Annotated in this window: 28 protein-coding genes, 2 tRNA genes and 1 other RNA gene; 14 read left to right on the top strand and 17 right to left on the bottom strand. The window is 59.3% G+C overall.

Annotated features, from left to right (window positions below):
• Positions 1-81: 81 nt before the first annotated feature.
• Together rnpB and OK438_03250 are read right to left on the bottom strand one after the other, a co-directional pair.
• Positions 82-369: RNase P RNA component (gene rnpB / locus OK438_03255), an RNA gene on the bottom strand.
• 38 nt (positions 370-407) lie between these two features.
• Complete coding sequence (locus OK438_03250) at positions 408-917, bottom strand: DUF367 family protein (protein ID MDA4124449.1); 510 nt, start codon at positions 915-917, stop codon at positions 408-410.
• 109 nt (positions 918-1,026) lie between these two features.
• Between OK438_03250 and OK438_03245 the strand changes: the two genes are divergently transcribed.
• Entirely contained in the window at positions 1,027-1,260 is a 234-nt protein-coding gene (locus OK438_03245; protein MDA4124448.1) for an Lrp/AsnC ligand binding domain-containing protein, read from the top strand.
• Between the two features lie 47 nt (positions 1,261-1,307).
• Positions 1,308-2,513, top strand: a complete 1,206-nt coding sequence (locus OK438_03240; GenBank protein MDA4124447.1) for a tRNA(Ile)(2)-agmatinylcytidine synthase — start codon at positions 1,308-1,310, stop codon at positions 2,511-2,513.
• Here the strand turns inward: OK438_03240 and OK438_03235 are convergent.
• On the bottom strand, positions 2,488-3,657 hold the full coding sequence (locus tag OK438_03235) for an aminotransferase class I/II-fold pyridoxal phosphate-dependent enzyme (protein ID MDA4124446.1): 1,170 nt from the start codon (positions 3,655-3,657) through the stop codon (positions 2,488-2,490). The genes OK438_03240 and OK438_03235 overlap by 26 nt on opposite strands.
• A gap of 60 nt (positions 3,658-3,717) precedes the next feature.
• On the opposite strand from OK438_03235, the gene OK438_03230 reads away from it, so the two are divergent.
• Positions 3,718-4,602: an arginase family protein gene (locus tag OK438_03230; protein MDA4124445.1), complete on the top strand. Its 885-nt coding sequence runs from the start codon at positions 3,718-3,720 to the stop codon at positions 4,600-4,602.
• A gap of 37 nt (positions 4,603-4,639) precedes the next feature.
• Here OK438_03230 and OK438_03225 read toward each other — a convergent pair whose 3' ends face one another.
• The 5 genes from OK438_03225 to OK438_03205 form a co-directional block, all read right to left on the bottom strand.
• Positions 4,640-5,119: a DUF1801 domain-containing protein gene (locus tag OK438_03225; GenBank protein MDA4124444.1), complete on the bottom strand. Its 480-nt coding sequence runs from the start codon at positions 5,117-5,119 to the stop codon at positions 4,640-4,642.
• A 203-nt stretch (positions 5,120-5,322) separates the two neighbouring features.
• A tRNA-Met gene (locus OK438_03220) sits at positions 5,323-5,431 on the bottom strand.
• 277 nt (positions 5,432-5,708) lie between these two features.
• Complete coding sequence (locus OK438_03215) at positions 5,709-6,260, bottom strand: HDIG domain-containing protein (protein ID MDA4124443.1); 552 nt, start codon at positions 6,258-6,260, stop codon at positions 5,709-5,711.
• Complete coding sequence (locus tag OK438_03210) at positions 6,257-6,766, bottom strand: transcription factor (protein ID MDA4124442.1); 510 nt, start codon at positions 6,764-6,766, stop codon at positions 6,257-6,259. Before OK438_03210 ends, OK438_03215 begins: the two co-directional genes overlap by 4 nt.
• Complete coding sequence (locus OK438_03205; protein ID MDA4124441.1) at positions 6,763-7,269, bottom strand: tRNA (cytidine(56)-2'-O)-methyltransferase; 507 nt, start codon at positions 7,267-7,269, stop codon at positions 6,763-6,765. Before OK438_03205 ends, OK438_03210 begins: the two co-directional genes overlap by 4 nt.
• 132 nt (positions 7,270-7,401) lie before the next feature.
• Here OK438_03205 and OK438_03200 point away from each other — a divergent pair, with 132 nt between their 5' ends.
• The 5 genes from OK438_03200 to OK438_03180 are packed head-to-tail and all read left to right on the top strand — an operon-like array spanning position 7,402 to position 9,472.
• Positions 7,402-7,869 carry a queuine tRNA-ribosyltransferase gene (locus tag OK438_03200; GenBank protein MDA4124440.1) on the top strand — a complete coding sequence of 156 codons (468 nt, stop codon included), beginning with the start codon at positions 7,402-7,404 and terminating at the stop codon, positions 7,867-7,869.
• A 2-nt stretch (positions 7,870-7,871) separates the two neighbouring features.
• Positions 7,872-8,198, top strand: coding sequence for a nascent polypeptide-associated complex protein (locus OK438_03195; GenBank protein ID MDA4124439.1), 327 nt, complete (start codon positions 7,872-7,874; stop codon positions 8,196-8,198).
• A 49-nt stretch (positions 8,199-8,247) separates the two neighbouring features.
• Complete coding sequence (locus OK438_03190) at positions 8,248-8,577, top strand: hypothetical protein (protein ID MDA4124438.1); 330 nt, start codon at positions 8,248-8,250, stop codon at positions 8,575-8,577.
• On the top strand, positions 8,574-8,870 hold the full coding sequence (locus tag OK438_03185) for a vacuolar H+transporting two-sector ATPase F subunit (GenBank protein ID MDA4124437.1): 297 nt from the start codon (positions 8,574-8,576) through the stop codon (positions 8,868-8,870). The genes OK438_03190 and OK438_03185 overlap by 4 nt, the downstream gene beginning before the upstream one ends.
• A gap of 5 nt (positions 8,871-8,875) precedes the next feature.
• A complete protein-coding gene (locus OK438_03180) occupies positions 8,876-9,472 on the top strand; it encodes a V-type ATP synthase subunit E family protein (GenBank protein MDA4124436.1) in 597 nt (198 codons plus the stop codon).
• A gap of 6 nt (positions 9,473-9,478) precedes the next feature.
• Here the strand turns inward: OK438_03180 and OK438_03175 are convergent, their stop codons facing one another.
• Positions 9,479-10,168, bottom strand: a complete 690-nt coding sequence (locus OK438_03175; protein MDA4124435.1) for a hypothetical protein — start codon at positions 10,166-10,168, stop codon at positions 9,479-9,481.
• Positions 10,141-10,368 (bottom strand): winged helix-turn-helix domain-containing protein, encoded by a 228-nt coding sequence (locus tag OK438_03170; protein MDA4124434.1) that lies wholly within the window; start codon positions 10,366-10,368, stop codon positions 10,141-10,143. Before OK438_03170 ends, OK438_03175 begins: the two co-directional genes overlap by 28 nt.
• A gap of 142 nt (positions 10,369-10,510) precedes the next feature.
• Here OK438_03170 and OK438_03165 point away from each other — a divergent pair, with 142 nt between their 5' ends.
• The 4 genes from OK438_03165 to OK438_03150 are packed head-to-tail and all read left to right on the top strand — an operon-like array spanning position 10,511 to position 14,485.
• Complete coding sequence (locus OK438_03165; GenBank protein MDA4124433.1) at positions 10,511-12,298, top strand: V-type ATP synthase subunit A; 1,788 nt, start codon at positions 10,511-10,513, stop codon at positions 12,296-12,298.
• Positions 12,295-13,704, top strand: a complete 1,410-nt coding sequence (locus tag OK438_03160) for a V-type ATP synthase subunit B (GenBank protein MDA4124432.1) — start codon at positions 12,295-12,297, stop codon at positions 13,702-13,704. Before OK438_03165 ends, OK438_03160 begins: the two co-directional genes overlap by 4 nt.
• Positions 13,705-13,709: 5 nt before the next feature.
• A complete protein-coding gene (locus OK438_03155) occupies positions 13,710-14,351 on the top strand; it encodes a V-type ATP synthase subunit D (protein MDA4124431.1) in 642 nt (213 codons plus the stop codon).
• A complete protein-coding gene (locus tag OK438_03150; GenBank protein MDA4124430.1) occupies positions 14,348-14,485 on the top strand; it encodes a hypothetical protein in 138 nt (45 codons plus the stop codon). Before OK438_03155 ends, OK438_03150 begins: the two co-directional genes overlap by 4 nt.
• Here the strand turns inward: OK438_03150 and OK438_03145 are convergent.
• From OK438_03145 to OK438_03115, 7 genes are all read right to left on the bottom strand, one after another.
• On the bottom strand, positions 14,475-14,711 hold the full coding sequence (locus OK438_03145) for a hypothetical protein (protein ID MDA4124429.1): 237 nt from the start codon (positions 14,709-14,711) through the stop codon (positions 14,475-14,477). The two genes, OK438_03150 and OK438_03145, sit on opposite strands and share 11 nt — an antisense overlap.
• A gap of 69 nt (positions 14,712-14,780) precedes the next feature.
• Positions 14,781-17,090 carry an adenosylcobalamin-dependent ribonucleoside-diphosphate reductase gene (locus OK438_03140; GenBank protein MDA4124428.1) on the bottom strand — a complete coding sequence of 770 codons (2,310 nt, stop codon included), beginning with the start codon at positions 17,088-17,090 and terminating at the stop codon, positions 14,781-14,783.
• A gap of 153 nt (positions 17,091-17,243) precedes the next feature.
• On the bottom strand, positions 17,244-19,334 hold the full coding sequence (locus OK438_03135; GenBank protein MDA4124427.1) for an ArsR family transcriptional regulator: 2,091 nt from the start codon (positions 19,332-19,334) through the stop codon (positions 17,244-17,246).
• A 272-nt stretch (positions 19,335-19,606) separates the two neighbouring features.
• Positions 19,607-20,077 carry a hypothetical protein gene (locus tag OK438_03130; protein MDA4124426.1) on the bottom strand — a complete coding sequence of 157 codons (471 nt, stop codon included), beginning with the start codon at positions 20,075-20,077 and terminating at the stop codon, positions 19,607-19,609.
• Between the two features lie 41 nt (positions 20,078-20,118).
• Positions 20,119-20,194: transfer RNA gene (locus OK438_03125), tRNA-Pro, on the bottom strand.
• A gap of 24 nt (positions 20,195-20,218) precedes the next feature.
• Positions 20,219-20,830 (bottom strand): DNA-3-methyladenine glycosylase, encoded by a 612-nt coding sequence (locus OK438_03120; protein MDA4124425.1) that lies wholly within the window; start codon positions 20,828-20,830, stop codon positions 20,219-20,221.
• Between the two features lie 8 nt (positions 20,831-20,838).
• The gene (locus tag OK438_03115) at positions 20,839-22,080 is read right to left on the bottom strand and encodes an MFS transporter (GenBank protein MDA4124424.1); all 1,242 of its coding nucleotides are present in this window, start codon (positions 22,078-22,080) and stop codon (positions 20,839-20,841) included.
• A gap of 53 nt (positions 22,081-22,133) precedes the next feature.
• On the opposite strand from OK438_03115, the gene OK438_03110 reads away from it, so the two are divergent.
• Together OK438_03110 and OK438_03105 are read left to right on the top strand one after the other, a co-directional pair.
• Entirely contained in the window at positions 22,134-23,342 is a 1,209-nt protein-coding gene (locus tag OK438_03110) for an endonuclease Q family protein (GenBank protein ID MDA4124423.1), read from the top strand.
• Between the two features lie 90 nt (positions 23,343-23,432).
• Complete coding sequence (locus tag OK438_03105) at positions 23,433-24,407, top strand: exosortase/archaeosortase family protein (GenBank protein MDA4124422.1); 975 nt, start codon at positions 23,433-23,435, stop codon at positions 24,405-24,407.
• Positions 24,408-24,416: the final 9 nt, after the last annotated feature.

Here is a 24,416-nt window from a genome sequence, read left to right as displayed (position 1 = left end):
AACGCCTGCCTGGGAGGAGAGAATCCAAAACTAAAGCCCCCGATGGAGGGTCTTTCCCCCTCCACCGGAGCCATGCTCGATACGTCTTGGCCGTAGTCCTCCTTCTGTTCTAGACGGGATTCAGCTCAGCGGCCTACCCTGGTCTCCTGCAGGCGTTTCATCAACCACGTTTGGCCTTGCTCCGCGCGGGTCAGCCGTTTCATCCCGGTACCCACCGACCTCAAGGTCGCCCCATCATCGCCCAAGATGGGCCGGGTCACGTTTCTGTTCTGGAGCCAGCCGTCTCCGGCTGCGTCTCATGACGCCGCGCGTCCTGCTGCGAGGGAGGAACTTCCCCAGGAGGTCCCCGTGGCCCATCCGCCAACTCGTATCGGGACCTCGTCCACCCTTCGGCAATTAACCGTTTGCTATTCCGGGAAGAGGTGCGGGAAGTACTCCCTCTCCTGTTGGAGGACCTTGCCTTCGCTCTTGCACTCCCTGTACGACTCGAGGGGGTCGTGGTTGAGCGTCAGGAAGTTCGGGCCCCACTTGTAGATAGCAAGGTACGCCTCGGCCTGTTCCACCTCCCCCAAAACGTAGAGGGTCGCGGCCACCGCCTCCAGGGAACTCAGCATCCCCGGCCTCGCGTAGTTGACCGGATTCGCCGGGAGAAGCAGAGGGACCCGCCTGTGCTTTCCTCCCAATCTCTTGAAGAATATCTCCTGCGCCTGGTTCCAGGAGCAATCCACGACGAGGATTCCCTTCGCATCCCTGTCAGGCGGGGAAAGCATCCGGTGCGCGTAGGGGTTCAGCACGAGGGTGGTGTCAGAGGCGTGGAACTTCCTTCCAACTCCCTTGGCCAGGTCCATGTGAATCATCTTCCTGGCCGTGCACTTGATGGGGTCGTCCTGGCACAGTTCAAGAGCGTAGACATTCAATCTGGGTTACGAGCCTCGCACTTTCTGATTCGGTAATAATTGTTTCTCGAATGCTCCTTCTATCTCACAACTCTTTTATACCGTGGATGCTCATTTAGCACGACGTACAATGCCGATGGCCTTCGTTTTAGTCAACGCTGACTTGGGCGCTGAAGAGGACCTCCTGAAGAAGCTCCGCGAGATTCAGAACGTGAAGGACGTCTACGTGGTCTATGGGGTGTACGACATCGTCGCCAGAGTACAGGCAGACACCATGGAAAAGGTCAAGGAGACGATCACCTGGAACATCCGCAGACTAGACAAGGTGAGGAGCACCCTCACCATGATTGTAGTCGAAGCCTAGTTACCCTCCTTCCCAAGCTAAAATACCGAATCTCTTCCGGTCATCCTATGCGCTGCCTCGTCGGGATTGACGACACAGATTCTTCGCGCGGCTATTGCACGACCTACCTCGCCTATCGCATTACGACGGACCTTGTCCCCCTGGTGAAGGTCCTTCCTTACCCGCGTCTCGTCAGGCTCAATCCCAACGTCCCCTTCAAGACCAGGGGGAACGCAGCCATCTGTCTCCCGCTCGAGACCTCAGATCCGGAACGAGCCTTCCGGCTCCTCGCTTCCAAGGTCGCCGAACTCTCAGATGTCGAAGGCGGGGCCAACACAGGAATGGTATTCCTGGAAGACCTGAGCCTGAAAGAACTCTTCAGGCCCGTCTACCTCGACGCGCTCTCGGGGATAGTCAACCCAAACCGCGTAAGAAGAGTCCTTTCAGACCACCGCGTAAAGTCGTTCGAGCTCGGGAATGGAATGGGCCTGGTAGGGGCAGCGAGCGCCCTGGCCTTCGACGAGAGCTACGACCACACCTACGAACTCATCGCCTACAGGCGCAAAGAATTCTGGGGAACGAAACGGCTCATCGATTCAGCTTCCGTCAAGGAGATGGAAATCCGCACCTGGCCTCACACCCTGAACAATTACGACCACCAAAAGAGGAAAGTGCTCATCGCACCCCACGGTCCCGACCCCGTCCTTCTCGGAATCCGCGGCGATTCCCCGGCGGCCGTACTCGAAGCCTTCCGCCTCGTGTCCTTCGAGGAACGCCAACTGGGTCACATGATCTACCTTTCAAACCAGCACACCGACGCGCACGTCGAAAAGCCGCTCGACTGGAAGGTCTATTCCTCAGGGTGGGCCGAAGGAAAGGTTTCTTCACCAAAAGTGGGCCCGGGCGGACACGTTTACTTCGAGCTGGACCTCGCGGGAAAGAAGCACAACTGCGCCGTCTATGAGCCCACGGGCGACCTGAGAAGGGTAGCGAAACTCCTCCGGGATGGAGACGCAGTCAGAGTCTACGGGGGCGTCAGGCGCCCCACATCCAAGCATCTGAAAGTGATCAACGTGGAGAAAATCCAGGTCCTGTCTGTGTCGAAGGGTCCTCCGAGGACTCTGGCGAGGGGCGTCTACATTTCTTCGCCGAGGGCCAACAGGCACCTGACCAAACCCTTCGCGAGATACGGGTACCAAACCCAAGAACAGGAATCGACCGAGGTTTCAGGCTGGCTGGGCAGACCGTCTATCGAGACGCCAGCGCTTGCCTGAAGTCTTCTACCAGGTCTTCCTTGTCCTCGATCCCGACCGAGAGTCTAATCAGAGCCTCAGGGATACCCGTCTTGGCCCTCTGTGCCCTAGTCAATTGGGTGTGCGTCATTATCGATGGCTGGGACACCAGGGTCTCCACCCCCCCCAGGCTTGCCGCGAGGAACACGACCTTGAGCCGTTCGGTCAACCTCATCGCGTCCTTCATCGTCCCCTTCAACTCGAAGCTCATCATCCCTCCGTAACCCTTCATCTGCTTGTTGGCAAGCGCGTGCTGAGGGTGGTCTTCCAACCCGGGGTAATGCACCACCTTCACCCTTGGATGGGCGGACAGAAACTCTGCGAGCGCCATCGCGTTCTCATTCTGGGCCTTGACCCTGAGCGCCATGGTCTTCATCCCTCGGAGGACCAGCCAGGCCGCATGGGGGTCGAGGGTCCCTCCCAGGTCTCTTCTCATGTGCTTGATCTTGTCCACCTTCTCCCTGTCGCTGGCCGCCGCTCCCGCGGTCACGTCAGCATGGCCGTTGAGGTACTTTGTAGCGCTGTGAAGGGATACGTCCGCACCCTGTTCGACAGGCTTCTGGTTGATGGGAGATGCGAAGGTGTTGTCGACGAGGAGGAGTGCACCGGCGCCATGTGCGAGCTTCGCCGCCTTCCGGATATCAACGAGCTTGAGGGTGGGGTTCGTGGGGCTCTCCACGTAGACCATCTTCGTGTCCTCGCGAATCGCGTCCCTCATGGCCTTTTCGTTGGTCGTCTCGACGAGCGTCGTCTTCACCCCGAAGTTCGGGAGTATCTTGTCCATCAGCTGGAACGTCCCTCCGTACAAATCGCTGATCGCCACGACATGGTCTCCAGCCTTGAGGAAAGTGAGGACCGAGGTAGAGATGGCAGCCATCCCCGAGGAGAAGAACGCCGCATCCTCAGTTCCTTCGAACGCCGCCAGTTTCTTCTCGAGTCGTACCGTGGTGGGGTTGTCCCACCTGCTGTAGACGTACCTGCCGCTCTCGCCCGTGACTGCCTTCCTGGCGTCCTCAGCCTTCGAGAACGCAAAGGTCGAGGTCTGGTAGATGGGAGTCACTACGGAGCCGGACTGCTCGTCAAAGGGCTCAGCTTCATGGACCGACCGGGTAGAATCTCTGGCCATATCACTTCGACAGGGCTTCCTAGGTGTAAATAAGTAGGACAGAGGCATACACACAGCCACTTGGACGCGACATCGATCCTCGGGATCCCGCTCTATACCTTCTCAAAGCACTCCGGAATGGGAGCGTCGCCCGGGGCGCTGAGGTCGGCTGGACTACTGACCGCGGTGAGGGGGGCCGTGCTCGACGAGGGGGACCTCGCGATAGCCCCACTCAAGGTCGACCTGGAGGAAGGACATGTCAAGAACTTTGGCTACTTCAAGGACGCGACCGCGCGAATTTGCGAAGCCTTCAGTCGGCTACGGACTGAAAGGGTGATTCTGATTGGCGACGAGTGCTCGGGGACCGTCGGGAGTGTCGCCGGCCTCAAGGACGTCTTCGCAGGAAAGCCGGGAATGCTCTGGATGGACGCTCACGGGGACTTCAACACTCCGGAGTCCTCTCCCTCCGGCTACATCGGGGGAATGTGCCTTGCCATGGCATGTGGGAGGGGTCCCAAACTCGGGGATGAGGTCGAGACCGCCAGGCCCCTGCTCGCTCAGGAGAGATTGGTCCACGTCGGCTCTAGGGCGCTCGACGAGCCCGAGGTCTTGGCGTTCAACTCCTCCCCTGCGAAGCTCTTCACGGCACAGCAGGTCAGGACCACAGGCGCCAGAGACGTGGCCGAAGAGGCAGCGAGGCACCTCGCCAACAGGTCTGACTGGATCATCTGCCACCTCGACGTGGACGTGATAGACCCGAGCATCGTCCCCGCCGTCAGTTACCCGACTCCGAACGGGCTGACCCCGGACGAGGTCGTTGCGATCATCTCGGCCCTGGACAAGACTGAGAAGCTGAAAGTCATCGAGATTGCAGCATACAACGCATCCCTTGACAGAGACAGGTCTTCGGCACACGCAGTCGTCGACCTGATGAAGCGGGCTGACCTTTGGAATCAGGCGGCCTAATTGTCCAGGCAGACCTAGGAATCGCCGAGCATGGTCCCTAGCTCACCGCTTTCTTGACGAGCGCGGCAATCCTTGCCTCTTCGGCAGCGGTCAACCCCTTCAGCGCGAAGGCGACCGGCCACATGGTGCCTTCGTCGAGGTTCGCCTTGTCGCTGAAGCCGACCGTCGGGTACCTCGTGTTGAACTTCTGCGCTGCTTGGAAATGGCAGACGACCTTGCCATCCTTGGTATAGGCGGGCATCCCGTACCAGAGTCTCGACGAGAGGGCTGGCGCGCTGACTTTGATGATAGCATGGACCCGTCTGCCCATGGTGCGATCCGGTTCCGGCATCTCGGCGATCTTCGCGAGCACGGCGCTTTCCCCGTCTGCCTCCGGTCCGGGGCGGGCGGCCGCCTTCAGCTCTTGGATGCGGTCCTTCATCGCGACTCGTTCCTCGTCCGTGAATCCCTTGAACTTCTTGCTTGTCGCGGTGGAGCTCTTGGCTGACATCTGCGTGTCCTTCTGTGCAGGTTTCATGGAATTCTATTCGTCTTCAGAGATTAATACCTTTCACGAGTTCATTCCTCGCGTTTCAATCACCTTCTTTGGGGCCTTGTTGGAGAGACTGCTTGCAGCCGTCAGAGCCAGCATTCTCAATAGGGGTTCGAATCCTTTCGCATTCGGCACTTGCAATTGGAGTTCAGGCATTGGAGTTTCGACGAATTTCACTAGAACAAAGGTAGCGAGGGGAGGATTTGAACCTCCGCTCTGCGGGTGACTCCGTTGGAAGCTTATGAGCCCGCCGGGATGTACCTAGCCCCCGTTAGGGACTGGCTTCCCCACCTCGCTGAAATGGCCCGAGCTATTGACTGTTTAATAGGCTTCTCGTCTTTCTGATTCTTGTAGGAGGAGGACAATCTCTGAAGAACTCAGGTGCGGATAATCTGCCATGAACGGTGCTGTGAATTATTAACAGCCCCATCTGGGTTGCTGAATCATCCGGTTGAAACGGCCTTCTGCATGCACGCGCACCTACTGTATGCGCAGCAGCTGCACCTTCCGCAACTCTCGTAGTCTCGATGCCTGCAGATTCGACAGATGCACGCTGCCATGAATCCGCCGCCCTCTACCGACTTTCTTTAATCTTGTCGAATATCAGAGGCTCCGGGTCCTCCCCCAGCTCCTCCTGCAACCCCCTCTTCAGGGCCAGGAGCCTCACGACGTCGTGCTTCTTGACCGTGAACCGCTGGACTTCGGCCTCGAACTGCCTGACCGTGCTCGAGTCCACCATCTTGTCGGCGAAACACACAATCCTCTCTTCGAGGGTTCTTGGGACGTAGTCAAGCTCGGGGAGGCCCAAAAGCTTCGCTTCCTCCGGGGATATCCCAGCGCCCACGTGCTTCCTTACGATCTCTACTACCTTCCGGTCTACGCCTTCGTGCTCGATTATCTCCGAGCCTTCGACTCCGTGACGGACAGTTTGGGTCCTTGACCTCCCAATGTCGTGTAGAAGGGCCCCCGCCGTGATTGCCTTCGCGTCGACGGCGACTCCCTTTGTCTGAAACTCCCCAGCGAGGACGTTCGCAACCTTCGTAACAGTCTTGCAGTGCTCCACAATCACATCCTTGCTCCCGTACTTCCTGTGCAGCTCCAACGCCTGGGCGTCGGAGGGTATCACTTGACGAGTTCCTCTTCCAGTTGTTTGATCTTCCAGCGAAGGGAGTCCTTCAGTTCCGCGTTGTCCTGCCTGTTGAGGGCCTTCCCACAGGTCGGGCACTTGAAGAAGTTCTCCATGGCATCTTCGAACGTCCTTGTCAGGCACGTAGGGGTCCCGCAGTGGTAGAACTCGTGTGTCTCTTCGTAGTCTAGCCTTTGCTTCAGCCTGTTGAGGACCTTCTTCCTCTGGGTCTGGATGAACCCGTCAGTCTGGTCCCTCTGGGCCTTCCACCTGTAGACGAACCACCCGCGCTTCGGGTCCCTCACCCTCACCCCGGTTATGAGGCTCCGGCCGAAGAGGTCGTAGAGCGCCTTCCTCACCGTCTTTATCTTGAGGCCGGTGGCAGAGGCGATCTCCTCGTCTGTGGCGTTTTCATTGTTGAGGAGAGCCCTGGCTACCCTGACGTAGTCCGGCCCCCCGATGAGACCGGCGACCTTCACAAACGTGTCCTCGTATTCTATTTTCAATCTTCTACAACTCTCTTGCCCCTCGCTGAGGGCAAAATCCGAAGTCTACTTTTTGGAAACGTCCTCTTAAGCTCTTCTCCACCCTGAATCTCATGAAGCGCAATCGCGAGGGCCGCCACTTCCGAGTGGGGCTGCGAGGTCACCGACACGTTGTAGTCAGCCTCATGGTATACCTTCCCCGGGACCTTGGGTCCCCCGACCACGATCAGAATTTTCTCCAACCCCCTGATTTCCTCCAGGACGTCCTGGATGGGAGTCCCGTACATGGTGAGGTGGACTACGCTCCTGCCTTCCTGCTTCGCGTCTTTGATGACCTTCCTCCAGGGTGCCATGAGCACCGCCTGGAAGTCCCCGCCCCAGGTGCGGTTCACATCCTCAAGCGTCGCCAGGACGTCCTTCTCCGCGTCTTCAAGAAAGATGGATTCCGCGCCGAGCGCCCTGGAGACGAGGCAGAGGTGCGTCAGGGTCCGCTCGTCTCTCACAAACCGCTGTCCAAGTCTCAAGACCCTTATGCTCCGATCCAAAGTTTTCAGATTTCGTCCGACCCTGCCCGGGGTTCCGTATAACCTCTGAGGCCACAGACCTCCCGCCGGTCCCCCATTCCTTTTATCGCCCTGCCGGTCGCGCGGCCTACGATGGAACAAGCGGGCGAGCACCGGAGGGTCTCGATCATGCTCGATTATCTCTTTGGCAGAGGGGTAAGCAAGGCGCTCCCCAAAGAGAATCTCAGGGTCGTCTACTCGCGGCGGTCAGGCAGGGTCAAGCTGATCTTCCACGACGGCAAGCTATTGGCCACCGTAAAGCCCAACGGCGCCATGGCGCTCTCTATCTACGGCGCGGAGCTCCTTTCCAAGGGTCCGAGCTTCAAGCACAACTACGTCGTCGTCTCCGACGATGCGGCAGGGTTCGTCAGGGGAGGCAAGTCAGTCTTCTGCAAGTTCGTCGAGTCGGCGGGGAAGAACGTCCTTCCCAAAGGAGAGGTCGCGGTCGTGGACAAGCAGGGGAAGGTTCTCGGGGTCGGGATGGCTGTCATGAAAGGAGAGTACATCCGAGGATTTAAGTCTGGGGCGGCCGTGAAGGTCAGAACAGGTCGAGAGAAATGAAGATGGACAACAGGAACGCCCGCCGCATGATGGAGCGCATGGGCATCAGCACGAAAGAGATCCCCAACGTCGAGGAGGTCGTCATAAAGACCCCCGACAAGGAGATGCACATCAAGAACCCTTCAGTCTCGGAGGTGAACGCCCATGGGACCAGGGTCTTCCAGGTGATAGGCGAGGTTGAAGAGGTCGAGATCGAGAAGGAGGCCTTCAACGAGGAGGACGTCCTTCTTGTCCAGCAGCAGGCGAGCGTAACCAGGGAAAGGGCGGTCGCCGCCCTGGAGGAATCGGACGGCGAGGTCGCCAGGGCGATTCTCAAACTGACTTCCTGAGACTAACGTTTAATTACGCAAACCCGAGCCAGACGAAAAAGCGGCTCTCGTGAATTCGGCAATCGAAGACACTGTCAAGGCCCTAGCGGAATTCGAATCCGAACTGGACAGGGCGAAGGCCGAGGCATCCGAGTCCAAGAAGAAGATGCTCAAGGACGCATCCGTCTGGGCGGAGTCTGCCAAGGCAGCCGCCATCTCAAGGGCGCAGCAGATGGCCTCCGAAACGATGGCGAGAGCGATGTCCGAGGCAGAGAAGGAAGCCGAAGAAATCAGGAAGGAGGGCGAGTCATCATTGAAAGCGTTCGAATCGTCGATTTCAAGAAGAAAGACGAAGGCTGCCGAAGCCGTCGTCGCAAGGCTCCTGGGGGAGTCGAAATGAAAGTTGTCGCCGTCGGGGGCAAGGCCTTCGTCACCGGCTTCGTCCTTTCGGGCGTGACCGGCGAGTACGTTTCCTCGCCCCAGGCTGCCCTCCGGAAGGTGGAGAGCCTGGTCAAGGACCCTATGGTGGGTCTCATAATGGTGAGCGACGAGGTGGCCAAGCCAATCGCCGAGCAGCTCACCTCGATGAGGTCGAAGAGGGCCATTCCGCTAATCTACGAAGTTCCCGGCCCGGGTAGCAAGAAGGAGAAGGTCGAGTACAGGGCCATGCTCCGGGCGATCCTAGGAGTATGAGTGGGTTGAGCAAGGCAGCGTCCGACACGCTCGAAAAGGTCTCCCAGGAATTCGAAACCGAGGTCCTTGCCGACCTGCAGGAGGGAAAGGTCCAAGCTCAGGCGGCTGTGGAGTCAGCGCGCAAAGAAGCGGCAGCGGCCGTCGAAAAGATCCTTGAGACGAGCGTCAAGCACGCCGAGTCCCTGAAGCGACAGATCATCGGAGCCGCAGAACTGGAGTCCAGGGACGCTCAGCTCAGGTCGTTGGAGAAGACGGTCAACGAGGCGTTCGGTCTGGCGGTGGACGAGCTCAAGGCGGGCTCGGGTCCCGCATACGAGAAGTCCCTTGCCCAACTGGTGAAGGAGGGTCTTGACGTTATCGGGCCGAGGGCGAACGTCTCTTGCAGCCCAAGGGACAGGAAGGCCGTCTCCGCGGCTGTCCGAAAGCTAAACGGCGGGCAGGTCAAGCTGGCCGTCGAGGACAAGAGCATCGAGACCATCGGTGGCGTCGTCCTCGTGACCCCCGACGGTTCGGTCAGGTTCGACAACACCTTCGAAGCTAGGCTCGAAAGGACCAGATCTATCCTCAGGAAAGAAGTCGCCGGAATCCTGACCGGCAGCTAGTGGTTTCTATCTATCAGCACTAACGTAGAGCGTAATCTTTCCGTTGGTTTCTACGATGGCCGCCTGAGGCCCTACGTGCTGCGAGAACCAGGGAAAGGCTTGGTGCACGTTGTGCAAAGTCATCGTCGCGCTGTCGTAGGTCGGAGTCGTCAGGTGCATCGTCTCCTGATGGCCGTCCGGGAATGTCACTTTCACATCTTCGTCGGGGTACAACGTCGAAATGTAGAAGATCACGCCTCCGCCCGTGAACGTGGACCAGTTCGATACCTTCACGGTCACGTTGGTCTGACCAAACATCACACTCCCTCCATTCTCGGTAAGGTTGAGGCTAACCGGGTTAATGCTGACCCCCGAACCAGTCGGGATAAGAGTGAATTCCACACCATGGAAAATTAGGGTAAGGCTGTTATTATCGGGCAGGCCCTGCAGCGAGAGAGTCGAGTCCCAGTAACTCTTCCCCGACAAGGTTGCCAGCCCCGACGGCTGTGCCGAAAGCTGCGCTATTCTGAGCTGCTGGACCCCAGCGACGGCTGCAAGGAGGACGAGCAGGATAGCGAGACTCGCAAGCAGTATCTTCCTGATTTCCACCGGTCTTCTGCGATGGTAGGATTCCCCATCCCAGTCTCTAGCTGTCCCGACGATCCTCAATGCTTCCCTCCCGTCGTCGGTCAGCATGTAACGCCCATCTGGCCCCAAGAGACCAGCCCACCCAGCTTCCCGAGATGAAACGTCAGGTGCCCCGAGCTTTCGATACCCACCTGTCTCTTCAGCTCCGCGAACCCCAGCGGTCCCTCCCGCATCGCCTGCAGGATCCTGATCCTGTTGGGATGCCCCAGCGCTTCGAAGAGCTCGGCCCTGGCCGAGTCGAAACCCCCTCGCCCGTCCCCTTCCGACATTGTCAGTGAGTATGAATGGGCTGGCGATATATTTCCTCGTTCGTAGACCTGCGAGAGAAAGCTGAAGAAACTGTGTCCAGAATCATGGACTTGTTCTAAACATTATAAGGCCGACAATTTCGACGCTCGAGCAGGTTCTGTTTTGCCTGTAAAAGGAAAGATTGAGTGGATTTCCGGGCCGGCTGTAAAGGCCTCGGGGATGTCATCCGCCAAGATGTACGAGGTGGCCTCGGTGGGCGACGAGAAGCTGATCGGCGAAGTCATCAAGCTGACGGGGGACATCGCCTTCGTCCAGGTCTACGAGTCCACCAGTGGCCTCCGGCCGGGCGAGCCAGTCATAGGGACAGGCCAGCCCCTCTCAACCACCCTGGGCCCCGGCATGATCGGCACGATCTACGACGGGCTCCAGAGGCCCCTCGACGTCATAGCGAAGAAGGCCGGCTCCTTCATCACCCGAGGCGTCACCGCGAACTCAATCCCATTTGACAAGGAATGGGAGTTCGTTCCCTCGCTCAAGAAGGGAGACGACCTCGAAGGGGGGAGCATCATCGGCACGGTGAAGGAGACTCCCCTGATCGACCACAAGATCCTGGTCCCCCCGACGGTGCCCAAGGCCAAGGTGAAGGACGTGGTCAGGACAGGGAAGTACAAGATCGACGAGACAGTGGTGACGGCGGAGGACAAGACTGGCAAGAAATACAATCTGATGCTCTACCACAAGTGGCCAGTCAGGAAGCCCAGGCCGATCCGCGAGAGGCTCGACCCCGAGATTCCTCTGATGACCGGCCAGAGGGTCCTTGATTCCGTATTCCCCATGGCCAAGGGGGGCACCGGCGCCATCCCCGGCGCCTTCGGAACCGGAAAGACAGTCACCCTACACAGCGTCGCAAAGTGGGCAGACGCCAAGGTGGTCTTCCACATCGGCTGCGGAGAGCGGGGCAACGAGATGACCGAGGTCCTGGTCGAGTTCCCGGAGCTGATCGACCCCCAGAGCGGCAGGCCCCTGATGGAGCGTACGATCCTGGTAGCGAACGTGAGCAACATGCCCGTGGCTGCGAGGGAGGCTAGCATCTACACCGGCGTCACCATGGCGGAATACTACAGGGACATGGGCTACGACACCGTCCTCGTCGCCGACTCCACCAGCAGGTGGGCCGAGGCCCTCAGAGAGATCAGCGGAAGGCTAGAGGAGATGCCCGCCGAGGAAGGGTACCCCTCCTACCTTGCGTCCAGGCTGGCCGAGTTCTACGAGAGGGCGGGGAGGGTCGACGTCCTGGGGACTCCCGAACGGACCGGTTCCATCACACTCATCGGCGCCGTTTCCCCTGCCGGGGGCGACTTCACCGAGCCGGTCACCTCCCAGACCATCAGGTTCGTGAAGAACTTCTGGGCCCTCGACGCGAAGCTCGCCTACGCGAGGCACTACCCGTCGATCAACTGGATGAGCTCCTACTCCGGATACACCGAATCAGTCAGCAAGTGGTGGAAGGAAAGGGTGGACAAGGACTGGCTCTCCGTCAGAGGGGAGGCCTACGGCATCCTCCAGAGGGAAGACGCACTGAAGGAGATCGTCAGACTCCTCGGCCCGGAGGCCCTCCCGGACGAAGAGAAGCTCATACTCGACGTTGCTAGGATGATCCAGATAGGATTCCTCCAGCAGAACGCCTACGACGACACAGACGCCTACTGCAGCCCGCAGAAGCAGTTCAAGATGATGAAGATGTTCGTCCAGTATCACCAGGAGGCGCTCAAGGCTCTCCGAAACGGCGTCCCTCTATCAAAGATCAGGGCCATGCAGATGATCGCCCCGATGCTCAGGGCCAAATTCGCGATCAAGAGCGAAGAACTTGCCAAGCTGGACTCCCTCATCCGCCAGATGTTCGACGAATTCTCCTCAATCTCGTCCGTCCAGGAGGTCAGGGCCGCATGAGCAAGTCCTCGTCGGGGTTAGAGTACAACAAGGTCGCCGAGATCAGGGGTCCCCTCCTCGTGGTCGACGGAGTCGAAAGGGCAGCCTTCGACGAGCTCGTCGAGATCGAGGACAACGAGGGGGGCCGCAGGCTCGCTCGCGTCCTCGAGACAGGATTCGGCAAGGCCGTCGTCCAGGTCTTCGAAGGCACCTCAGGCCTGTCGATCAGCGGGACCAAGGCCCGCTTCCTCGGCCGGACCATGGAGCTTCCAGTCTCAGACCAGCTCCTCGGCCGGGTCTTCGACGGCCTCGGCAAGCCCCTGGACGGCCTTCCCGAGCCCATGGCGAAGAAGTTCCTCGACGTTAACGGCGCCCCCATCAACCCGGAGCGGAGGGAATACCCGACCGACCTGATCCAGACTGGGGTCTCGGTCATCGACGGAATGCTCACACTCGTGAGGGGCCAGAAGCTCCCGATCTTCTCAGGCGCAGGGATGCCCCACAACATGCTGGCCGCGCAGATCGCCAGGCAGGCCACCGTGGTCGGAGAGGGCGAGGAGTTCGCCGTCGTCTTCGCGGCGGTGGGGGTCTCGAGCAGCGAGGCCACCTTCTTCCAGCGGACCCTGGCCGAGTCCGGCGCCATCCGAAGGAGCATACTCTACCTTAACCTGGCCGACGACCCGGCCATCGAGAGGATCATTACCCCGCGGGTCGCCCTGACCGCAGCCGAGTACCTCGCCTTCGAACTCGGAATGCACGTCCTGGTTATCATAACCGACATCACCAACTACGCCGAAGCGCTTAGAGAGATCTCCGCCGCAAGGGAGGAGGTCCCTGGGAGGAAGGGCTTCCCCGGCTACCTCTACACCGACCTGGCCACCAACTACGAGAGGGCCGGGAGGATAAAGGGGCTGAAGGGGAGCATCACCCAGATGCCCATACTTTCCATGCCCAGCGACGACGTCACCCACCCCATCCCCGACCTGACAGGCTACATCACCGAGGGCCAGATCTTCCTCGGCCGTGAGCTCTTCAGGAAGGGAATCTACCCCCCGGTCTACGTGCTCTCAAGCCTGAGCAGGCTCATGGGGCCGGCTCTGGGTTACGTCATCAAGCAGGGCAGGGCCCGGGCCGACCACGGCCAGGTCGGCAACCAGCTCTACAACGCCTACGCCAGGGCTGTGGAGCTCAGGTCTCTCGCCGAGATCGTCGGCAAGTCGGGCCTGACCGGGTCTGACCTGAAGTACCTGACCTTCGGGGACGAGTTCGAGCAGAAGTTCCTCAACCAGGGCTACGACGAGAACAGGACCTTCGAGGACACCCTGAGGATCGCCTGGGAGACTCTGTCGATCCTCCCCCAGAGCGAGCTCACAAACATCAAGGAAGAATTCATCAAGAAATACTACGTCGCCGAAAAGTCGGCCTGATCGAGATGTCCGTAGCCTCAGGCGGAAACGTCCTTCCGACCAAGATAGAACTCATCGGCACGCGTCGCCGCCTCCAGACGGCCGTCAGGGTGAAGAAAGTCCTCGACGACAAGAGGGACGTGCTCCTCAAACGCCTCGACGAAATGATCCAGCAGGCCACGGTCGCGAGGGACGAGATCTCACAGCCGCTCTCTAATGCATACCTTGCCTTATACGACGCCTACCTCAAGCTCGGGCCTCTGCGGCTCGAGGGCATCGCAGCCAACACCCCCCCGATGGTGGAGGTGGATGTCAACGTGCGGAGGATAGTGGACGTGGATGTGCCGACAGTCAAGCTCTCAGAGAAGGAGATAGGCATGACCTACGGCTTCGCCGACACCAACGCGGCGGTCGACAGGGCCTCGCGGCAGATGCGGAAGGTCCTCCCCTCAATCTTCAGGGCCGCCGAGTTCGAGAACGCCATCTTCAGGCTCGCCAAGGAGCTCGAGAAGACACAGCGCCTCCTCAACGCCCTGGAGTACATGATAATCCCCCGCTACGAGACCTCCATCCGCTACATCCAGCAGACCCTCGAAGAAAGGGAGCGGGAGGAGTTCTCCAGGCTAAAGCATGTTAAGAAGGTGCTCGAGAGGAAGGCGGCGCAATGAGCGAGTCCATAACCGACGGACCCTTCAAGTCCGCAGCAAGGCAGGTGGATGCGGCCCACGAGCAGGCGGTCTCCCAGCTGAAGTCTACGGTCGAAAAGTCGAAGGTCACGGCCCTGAAGAAGGTCAGCGCCTAGCTTCGTCCGGTCGTCCCGCGACCGCCCGTATCACCCTGAAGAGGATGGCCATCCCTGCGATGAACCCAGCTGTGGAGAAGGCTATCGCCAGGACGCTCTTCGAGTACCCTACTGCGTCTCCCACGTAGTACCCGACATAGATTCCGAAGAGCACGAGGGGGGTCAGCACCAACGCGGTCGCCACCATGACCGTCCAGAGCACCCTCTTCCCGTTCTTCCCCGCCAAGGCACGGCGCCGCGGCCAGGCGGCGTTAAAATGGTTCGCGGGGGCCCCGGCTTCCTCGGCCCCCCACGCCTACTCGCACTTCGAGTAGCCGCAGTTACCGCAGCGATAGCAGCCGTTCTCGAAGATCAGGCTGTTCTCGTGGCAGTCTGGGCAGGTCCCTCCCATGGAGGTCCTCTTCGGGGCCTCGGGCTGCGTGGGCATGCCCGACTCCTTCACCACATGGTTCAGGGTGAGCAGCTCCAGCGCCTTCGCGATGGCGTCCGGGATCGAGAGCAGCTGGGTCCCTTCGTCCCAGGAGACGTACTTCCCCTTGATCCCCTTGAGGGTGGATATGGCGCTCTTGATGTCCCCGCCGTGCTGCAGGTAGAGGCTGATCAGCCTCCCCAGGGCCTCCGCGTCCGCCTTCTCGTCCCCGCCCGACTTGCCGAGGGTTACGAAGACCTCCTTCAGCTCGCCGTTGACCAGGTTGGCGGTCAGGTAGAGCCCTCCCTGCGGGAGCTTCAACTTGAGGGTCCTCCCCTCCATCAGCCTGGGCCTCTCGAACGAGGTCGCGGGCGCCTCTGTCTTCTTTGCCACTTTGATGGTCTCGAGGATCCCCTCCCTGCTCCCCTCTCGGTAGACGGTGATGCCCTTGCACCCCAGCCTCCAGGCCATGAGGTAGATGTTCTCGACCTCCTCCGGAGTTATCTCCTGAGGCAGGTTCACCGTGCTTGAGATGGCCGTATCGATGTGCTTCTGTATCGTAGCCTGCATCTTCACCCTCATCTCGGGCCTTATCTCGTGGGAGGTGACGAAGTAGTTCGGGAGCTGGGCCTCGCTCTTCGCGCCCGTCCGCCCCATGTACTCCTTGACCAGGGGGTGGAAGACCTTGAACTCCCCCTCGCTGAGTGACTTGCTCCTCCTAGTATAGGCCAGGGCGAACACCGGTTCCACCCCACTGGAGGTCCCGGCCAATATGGAGCCGGAGCCGACCGGGGGAATGGTGGTGATGGCCGCATTCCTGATCCCCTGGGCCCTGATCTTCTCCTTCACCTTCTCGTCCAGCCTCGCGACGAAGGGCTGCGCCAGGTGCTTCTCCGCGTCGAACGCAGGGAAGCTCCCCTTCTCCTTGCCCAGGTCGCTGGAATAGTCGTAGATTAGGTTCTTGATCCTCTCGAAGAGGTGGTCCACGAACCCGATGGTCGAATCTTCGTCGTACTTCAGGCCCAGCTTGATCAGCATGTCTCCCAGGCCTGTGATGCCCACTCCGATCCTCCTGCTGTGGAGCGAGGCAGTCTTCTGCTGTCCCAGCGGGTGCCTGTCGGCGTTGTAGTCGAGGACGTTGTCCAGGAACCGCACCGCGTACTGGGTAGCCCGGGTCAGCGAGTCCCAGTCAATGCTCGCCCTCTCCGTGAAGGGTTCCTTGACGAACACGCTCAGGTTGACAGACCCGAGGCAGCAACACCCGTAGCTTTCCAGGGTCTGCTCGCTGCAGGGGTTGACCCCCTGCACCTCCATCCCGCCGTACTCGGTGGTCGACTCCCTCTTGATCGTATCCCAGAAGAGGACCCCCGGCTCCGCCGACTTCCAGGCCCCCCTGATCAACGACTTCCACACGTCCTTCGCCCTGACAATTCTGTTGACCTCCACCTTATCGTTCTTGAAGTGGAGTTGGAAGTCCCCATCGGACTCGACGGCTCTCATGAAGTCGTCGGTGATCTTCACGGAGATGTTGGCGTAGTTGACCTTCTTCAGGTCGCTCTTGACGTTGACGAAGTCCATCACGTCTGGGTGGTCTACCCTGATGGTGATCATGAGAGCGCCTCTCCTCCCCGCCTGTCCTATCGTCCCTGTGGTCGTCGAAAGGAGCTCCATGAATGAGACTGACCCGGAGCTGTAGATGGCCGAGTTGTTGACCGGGGCTCCCCTGGGCCTCAGCACCGAGATGTCGGTGCCCACCCCTCCGCCGAAGCTGTAGGTCCTAGCTGCCTCCTTGCACCAGTCGAATATCGCCTCGATGGAATCCTCCCTGATCTTGAAGAAGTAGCAGTTGAGGAGCGTCGACTTCCTGGACTGCCCAGCGCCGAAGAGTATCCTCCCACCCGGGACGAAGCGGTAGTCCTGCAGAAGCCAGTGGAACTTCGCCGTCCATTCCTTCCTCCTCTCATCGTCCAACTCCGGCGACGCCAGCTCTGCTGCTACCCTGCGCCACAGGTCGTCCGGCACCTTCTCGACCTGCCTGCCGTCGGGGTCCCTCAGGGCGTACTTTTCATAGAAGACCCTGGCCCGCAGTTCATCCCCTCCGAACGCGGCAAGGGTTTCTGACGGGAGCCTTACTTCTCCCTGGTTCTGTTCTCCGACATTCGGAGCGTCTCGTGGTTCTTCAACAATTGACGTCATAACGTTAACCCCGAACCCATTACCACCGCTATATATTTCACTCATGGCTTGCTCGGTATTGACAAACGAGCGGGGCACATTCACGGACAGTGGACAACATGAGGCGCAGCCCGGTTGAATCTTTTTGACAGGATGTGGACTCGATTCGCTCGGTCAGACCGCTGTCGAATATTGTGTCATGGCCACGGACTTGCATCTCTTGCACCTCGTCGCGTTCTGGGGAAGCTTGGCCCCGCAGTTTCTGCAGACCGAAATGGTCCTGTCCACCTTGAAGTACGGGAGCTTCGGGGTCGCGTTCAGTATCAGATTGTAGATCCCTCTCACTTCCTCAGCGTTCCCGTCGAGGGTGACTGAAAGGCCCCCGCGCAGGCCGCCCGCGAGCTTCACCATGTGATTGACCTTCTCCAGGTTCTCTAGGTCCGCCAGCACCAGCTTCGGCGCCTGGGTGTAGGCCCCCTTCTGCAGCGGCTGGAGGTTGGCCTTCCCGTACTTCTCGGAATCAAGAGAAGCGAGCCGCGCCGCTCCGTCCAGGTCGAGCATCGCCACCCCCAGCCTGTCTATCCTCGTGGACTTGTCGTTCGCCACCTGGGTCGCGGTCTCGACTATCTTCTCCGCCAGCTCATAGCGTGAGGCAGTCGTGGGGTCCCTGATCAGACTCGCCAGAGTTTCATCGAGTCCGACCAGGTTCATTATCAGGGGCATCGTGTCCGAGGTGACTGCGTCGGACCCCGAGGAGAGCGAAGGAAGCAGCCCCCGCTTGAGGGTCCTCTCAATCAGCCTCCTCCTCGTGGAGAGGGCGTCCGCCGCGACTGAGATTAGCAGAGCCAGCTTCGCCCTGAAGTACGTCTCATCCATGTTCGAATCGTAGGCGAGCCGCGGGAGGTTGAGGCTTAGCCCGTGAAGCACGCTTACGTTGTCGGCCTGAGACTCCTGCGGGAGTATGTTCGCGTCCAGGCCGAGGAAGCTCCTTCTCTGGTCCGACGAGAAGAACGCGATCTTCCCCCCGTTGAAAATTATGGCTGCTGCGTCCTTGAGGGTCTTCGTTTCGTCCACCCTGTTGGGCTTGGCAAGCAAGAGCCGGATGTCCGGCCGGGGCGTCTCTTCGACATAGCTCCTGTATGCTCCCATGGCAGCATCCAGGGTCTTGTCCAGGACTTCCCTCCCCACGTCGTCATGGTGCCTGTAGGGGTTCAGCTCGATGCTGATGGCCGGGGACTCGGAGCCCGCCATAGGGGAGCTCGCAGCCTCGAAGAACCTGAGCAGAAGGAGCTCCAGCTCCCTCTTCCCCCTCGACTTGCAGAACGGCCCGAGGAACTGGAGGAAGTTGCGGAAGACTATCTCGTCCGACGCCTCCTTACAGAGCATGGACGACATGTTCAGAACTATGTTCAGCGCCCGCTCAGCGTTCTCCGGGCTTGGTATCATCGAAGTGTTGACTATCCTCCCCTTCGGGTTGAGGCCCCCGCTTCTGACGGAAAGCAGGTCCACGAAGACCGTGTCCGGGGTGAGCCCCCAGACGCCTGCGTTCGTGATGTGGATGTCCCCGGAGAGGTGGGCGTCGGCCACGTCCCTCGGCAGCTGCTCGAGGAGAAGGTACTCGGAGAAGACCTGCCGCCCCGTCTGGTGGATCAGCGACTCCACGTTCCCGCCGTCGTCCCCCGCCTTCCCAAGGAGCTGGGTCACGTCGTAGATGGGCATCCCGAGCCTCGTCAGCTTGTGCCTGTACTCCTCCATGCTGTGCTCGACTAGGAGGGCGTTCACTATCTCTCGTATGAGGGGCGCGGTGAGGTATTGGGTCTGGAACTTGTAGAGGCGCGACTCCGTTTCACTGGTAATCTTCTGGGCCAGCTCGACGGGCATTCCCGCCTCCTTCACCAGCGACTGCAGGATCTTGTTCGCGTTGAACTCCTCCATGGTCTGGTGAGATGTCCTCACGTACAGCTTCCCGCTCTCGACCAGGGACTGTTCTTCGATCTGCCGGGTGAGGTTGAGGACCAGCCTCCCTAGGTTGGTCACGGTGTACTTCCTTTCCTGTCTGTTCAGCTGTATCAGGAGCTGCTTGACAAGCTTCCTAAGGTGGTAGGCGAACTTTCCTGATTCCTTCTTCGACTTGAACCCGGCCAACGTCTTGAGCGCGCTGTAGGTCAGCGGCCCTTTGATGTTCAGTATCCTGAGAATCTCAAGCCTCTGCGGAGACGCGATGACGCTGTAGATCGTCTTTACTCTCCGAGGGGCGGCCTGCAACGCGGGAAGACTTCCCAGAAGAAACTATATCAAGCTATGTGGACAGTTAGTCAAAAGAAGTTCTGTTAAACCGAGAATCTCGAAAACGACGTGCGAGAAAGGAATTTGCAACGTTGTGGTTCACCAGACCGTTGTTGAATTGATTGAAGTCCTTCTTCCTCGACGCATGCCGACCGAAGAACTTGGTCAGGGGGCGTTGTTGTGAGTTTAGATTGGGTCGGCCGGGCATGCTCCCAACTGCCTCGATTGTGTAGGCGATGGCCGCCGAAAAGTCAAGCCGATACTACGATTTCGAAAGTGTAGCCTACGGCCCTTCCATCGTTCCATGAAGCAAAGGCGCTTAGGTAGTAGTTCCCCGATTGCAAGTCGATGACTAACGAGCTTGAAGTGTTCTTGATTGCCACCACCTCGGAGCCGTTAACGCCAGTGCTCTTCCAAATCGCAACACGATACATGCTTGGATTGGAATAACCGACGACCTGGAAGACCACTGATGTGTTTTGAGTGATGAGTGTGCCCAATGGGGGTAAAACTTTGAGGTTGACCCTGTCTTCGCAAGTTCCGTTTGATGGTGGACTGGGCCAACAAGAAGCGTAGAGTGCCCCATAGTGGTTATTCCCTTGGTAAGAGAGGATGACTTGAGGGGGTTGAGTATTCTGCGAACCCTCGTACGCAACAACATAGATCAGCACGCCTGCGACAATGACAACTATGATGAGAGCAAGCAGGAAGAAGCGTTTCATGAACTCTTAGTCTGGCGCTTCCTATTTACGACTTTGATGGATGGGGTCGGCCGGATTTGAACCAGCGATCTTCAGCGCCCAAGGCTGAAAGCCTAGACCAGACTAGCCGACGACCCCACTAATTCGGCGTCCCCCTCTGCCTTAGTTATGGGTTCTGGGCTTGGACGGAGTTGGTCTTCCTTTGGAGACGAAGGCATCCCCCTTCACGTAGAACCGCCACCGATAGCCCGCCCCTTCTCTTATGCCGACCCTCGAACTTGTTCCGAATTCCTTTGGGGCCCGTCCCCTCTCAACGAAGAGCCGCTCCGACGTCACGAGATCTTCCCCGTTGAAGTCCCGGTCTATCTTCAAGGCCTTGGTTAGCTTCCCCGGCCCATCGGTTACGCCACTTGGTGCCCCCACTCCTCGATTAGCTTTCATGGCCGACTCCCCCTCGGTGGGGTGGATTGCCCTAATCAGGACTGCTCCTGGAGTTCCTTCGGACTCTGTGGCGAAGTTGAGCATGTGGTGGAAGCCATATGTGAAGTAAATGTAGGCGTGCCCTGGCTCTCCGAACATCACGGCGTTCCTGGGCGTCTTGCCGACATAGGCGTGACTCGCGGGGTCTCGCTTCCCTCTGTAGGCCTCGGCTTCCACTATCTCACCGGCCATGCGAATCCCGTCAAGAATCCGGACGATTGTGCAGCCGAGGAGGTCTCTGGCGACAAACGGGGTGTATCTCTCAAAGAACGAACGCCCTAGTCTCGCTTCCAAGACTTCCCCTACCCTTTCGGCTTCACATTTCTGAAACTCAAGTACAGCAGGCCAATGCCCAGAACGTAAAGGGCTGAGGCCCCTAGCCACGGCACGTCGTAGAGGAAGGAGTTCCCAGTGGTGACACCGGCATAGAGAATCAGTCCGCCCAACACCGTTGTGACGCTGTTCGGAAGCCGCCAAACGATGGCTGCAATCGCGCTTGCGAGGCCCCTTCGTCCGGGATGGATAATCCCCATCAGATAGGAGTCCATGAGAGGGCCAGCCATGTTCATGAGGGTAGCTCGGACCAGATATGCTGCCCCCGCAAGGAAGACGTTAGGAATTACTGCAAGGCTGAACATGAAGAACGTCGAACTCCCCGCCGTCATTAGGATGGCCCTGAAGAGCCCGAACCTCTTCGAGAGCCTCGGGCTCCCGAAGGCAGCGAAAGCGATTGTTATGCTTGACAGGGCAAGGAAGGGCCCGCTGTATGTGTCAGGCACCGCGAACTTGTACAGAAGCCAGGTCGCCATCAAGGGAATTATGAGACCAGCGCCGAGTCCGATTATCCCGTTGAGGCCCGAGAACTTCAAGAGCAGCCGGAGGTCGCCCGGACCTTCGTCGCCTTCCGTCTTTTGGGGCGTCTCTTTGTAGTTCCTCAGCAATAGCCATATGAGGACCGGCGCCGCAAAATTCCCCACACCGAGCCAAAGAAGAGACCCTGCGTGGGCCTGCTCCGAGCTTACAGCAAGGGAGGATTGGAGCGCGGGCATGACGAGGGGAACAGACAGTCCAATGGCCAGGCAGACGTTGCTGACGATGAACGAGAGCGAAAACGCAGCGTCCCGGTTCTTCAGGTTCGTCTGGTCTGCGATGATTGCGTTCCAGGACCCCAGGGCGCACGCTTCGGCGAACCCCGCGAGGCCGGAAGCGAAGAGATACCAGGTGAAATCGTGCGTCAGCGAGAAGATTATGAAAGTCGGGGGGAGCAGAAAGCTTCCGAGGATCAGGAACCACTTCCTACCCCTCCTGTCCGACAGCACCCCGATGGGAATGCCCGTCAGGATGAGGACTACCGTTTCCAGGCCCAGTACTACCCCGACATGCCAGGCGTCCAGGACGTTGGCTTCGACGAGGTAGGCAGTGAGGTAGATCAGGAAGTACCCGAAGGTGAGCGTGTTTAGTATCTGGGTGAAGATGAGTAGTTTGACCCTGGTCGGAATCGACGCCATAAACCCGACCCCGGCGGCAGGGACCTCAGTTGTCAATTGTTAGCCTCTTTCTTGAGTTCTTAATTAATCAGGCGAGTCTCCACGCGGCGATGCGGGTAATCGCTGACCTTCAGCTACATTCGAAGTACTCCATCGCGACGAGCAAAGACATGGACCTCGAGCACCTTGCGAAGGGCGCCAAGCTCAAGGGCCTCAACCTGCTCGGAACGGGGGATTTCACGCACCCCAAGTGGTTCGCAGAGCTGAAGGAGAAGCTCCAGCCGATTTCAGACACGGGCCTGTTCTCCTACGAAGGCATGACCTGGATGCTCTCGGGAGAGGTCAGCACAGTCTACGAACAGGACGGCAGGAAACGCAAGGTGCATCACCTGATCTATGCCCCCCACCTTGACGCCGCTGAGCAGATTGGCGCCGCCCTCTCGAAGTACGGGAGGATGAGCTCCGACGGCCGCCCCGTCCTGACCGGCATCGACTCGGCTGAACTGGTCGAGATGCTCTCGGCAATTTCGAGCTCAGTCGTGGTCATCCCTGCCCACGCCTGGACGCCCTGGTTCGGGGTCTTCGGAGCCAAGTCTGGCTTCGACTCCCTCAAGGAATGCTACCAGGACCAGGCCGGAAAGATATTCGCCGTAGAGACGGGCCTTTCCAGCAACCCTTCGATGAACTGGCGGCTCTCATCCCTCGACAGGGTTGCCCTGGTCTCCAACTCCGACGCCCATTCGCCAAACCCCTGGAGGCTCGGAAGGGAAGCCAACGTCTTCGAACTCACCCATATGTCCTACGGAGGAATCTTTGACGCCGTCAGGAACAGGGACCCCGAGGCTTTTCTCTTCACCATCGAAGTGGACCCAGCATACGGCAAATATCACTACTCTGGCCACAAGAAATGCGGCGTCTCCCTGACGCCAAAAGAGTCGGCGCAGTTGAACGAAAAGTGCCCGAGGTGCGGGAAGAAGCTCACAGTGGGAGTGCTCCAGAGGATGGAGGCGCTCGCCGACAGACCAGAAGGATACCGACCTCCCGGTGCGATACCCTACCGGAACCTCCTTCCCCTGTACGAGGTCATCTCATTCGCAACAGGGGTGAACAGGCTCTACGTGAAGTCAGTGATCGAAGAGCAGGACAGGCTGATCAGGGCCCTCGGAAGCGAGCTCGCAGTCCTCATGGACGCCGAGCCCCAGCGGCTGCGAGAGTTCACGAAGGAAGTAGTGGTGAGAGCGATCATGGCGGTCAGGGAAGATAAGGTGAAGTTCGCGCCTGGATATGACGGCGCGTACGGCGTCCCGTCGTTCGAGTGATTTGCGGAGCCGTCCGCCCTGTGCTGGAAGAGCCCCTCCCTTGGGAATCCGAACGGTTATAATCGAAATCCGGTGGGAAGGCCCGTGGTCTTGAAGAGGCCCGACTCCGGATTCCAGCGGTTATTCCTCTGGCTAGCGTTGGCCCTCGCGATATGCTTCGGTGCATACTACCAGCAGGTCGTCGGGCTCTACTCGAACTTGAGCGGGCTGCTCACGGAGACCTTCGGTACCGTCTACTCGGCGATTCCTTTCGCGACTCTGCTCATCCTAATCTTCATCCTAAGATGGGGCGAGCTCCACAGGCTCCTTCAGGGCGAGGAGGGCCTGAGGTCTCACCTCCGCCTGCGCGCCGCCGGCGCCTTGCTCGTCGCGTCCCCCTTCGTCCTCCAGCAGTTTGCCAATGGAGTTTCAGACCCGTCAGGATACATCGCGATAGAGCTGGGAGGCGTTACGATCGTCCTCGTGTTCTACGGCACATCCCTAATCTTGAATCCGACGACTCTCAGGTTCATGCTCTCCTACGCAGCTCTCTATCTGTTGGGCGTCGTGGGCCCCGTCCAGCTCCAATCAGTCTTCGGCGGGCCTCTGGCGACATTCTCGTCCCTCCTCAGCTCTTGGATCGCAGGCATCGTCGGCGTCCCGGTGACCTGGCAGGGTGTTTCTTTCAGCTTGGTCTCCAAGGTTGGAGGGACACAGATTACTGGGATTGTGACGCCTGGCTGTTCCAGCGTCTACTCAATCAGCACCTTCCTGGGCCTCCTGGGCCTGATGTACGTGGACTTTCGGAAGCCCGCTTCCTTCACCCTGAAGGTTGCTGTCCTAGGGGTTCTGATCCTGATAATCCTCAACGCCGTGAGGATAAGCCTCTTGCTCTGGGTCGGCTACGACTTCGGGCTAGACTCGTTCCTGTCTCTCCACAACTGGGTCGGGTACGCGATCTTCCTCGGCTTCTACATCGTCCTGCTGGTCCTGTATTCAGGCAATGGCGTCCAACGGAAGCGGGCCTCCCAGGCGATGACTAGCCTTTCGCTTGGTCCTACTACTACTCCCGAGGGCGCAGTCTGATTCACGACC

It is taken from the genome of Nitrososphaerota archaeon (assembly GCA_027887005.1).
GTDB lineage: Archaea > Thermoproteota > Nitrososphaeria > Nitrososphaerales > Gagatemarchaeaceae > UBA183.
Note: the sequence above shows the minus strand (reverse complement) of the source record. Positions and strands in the feature narration are given on the sequence as shown.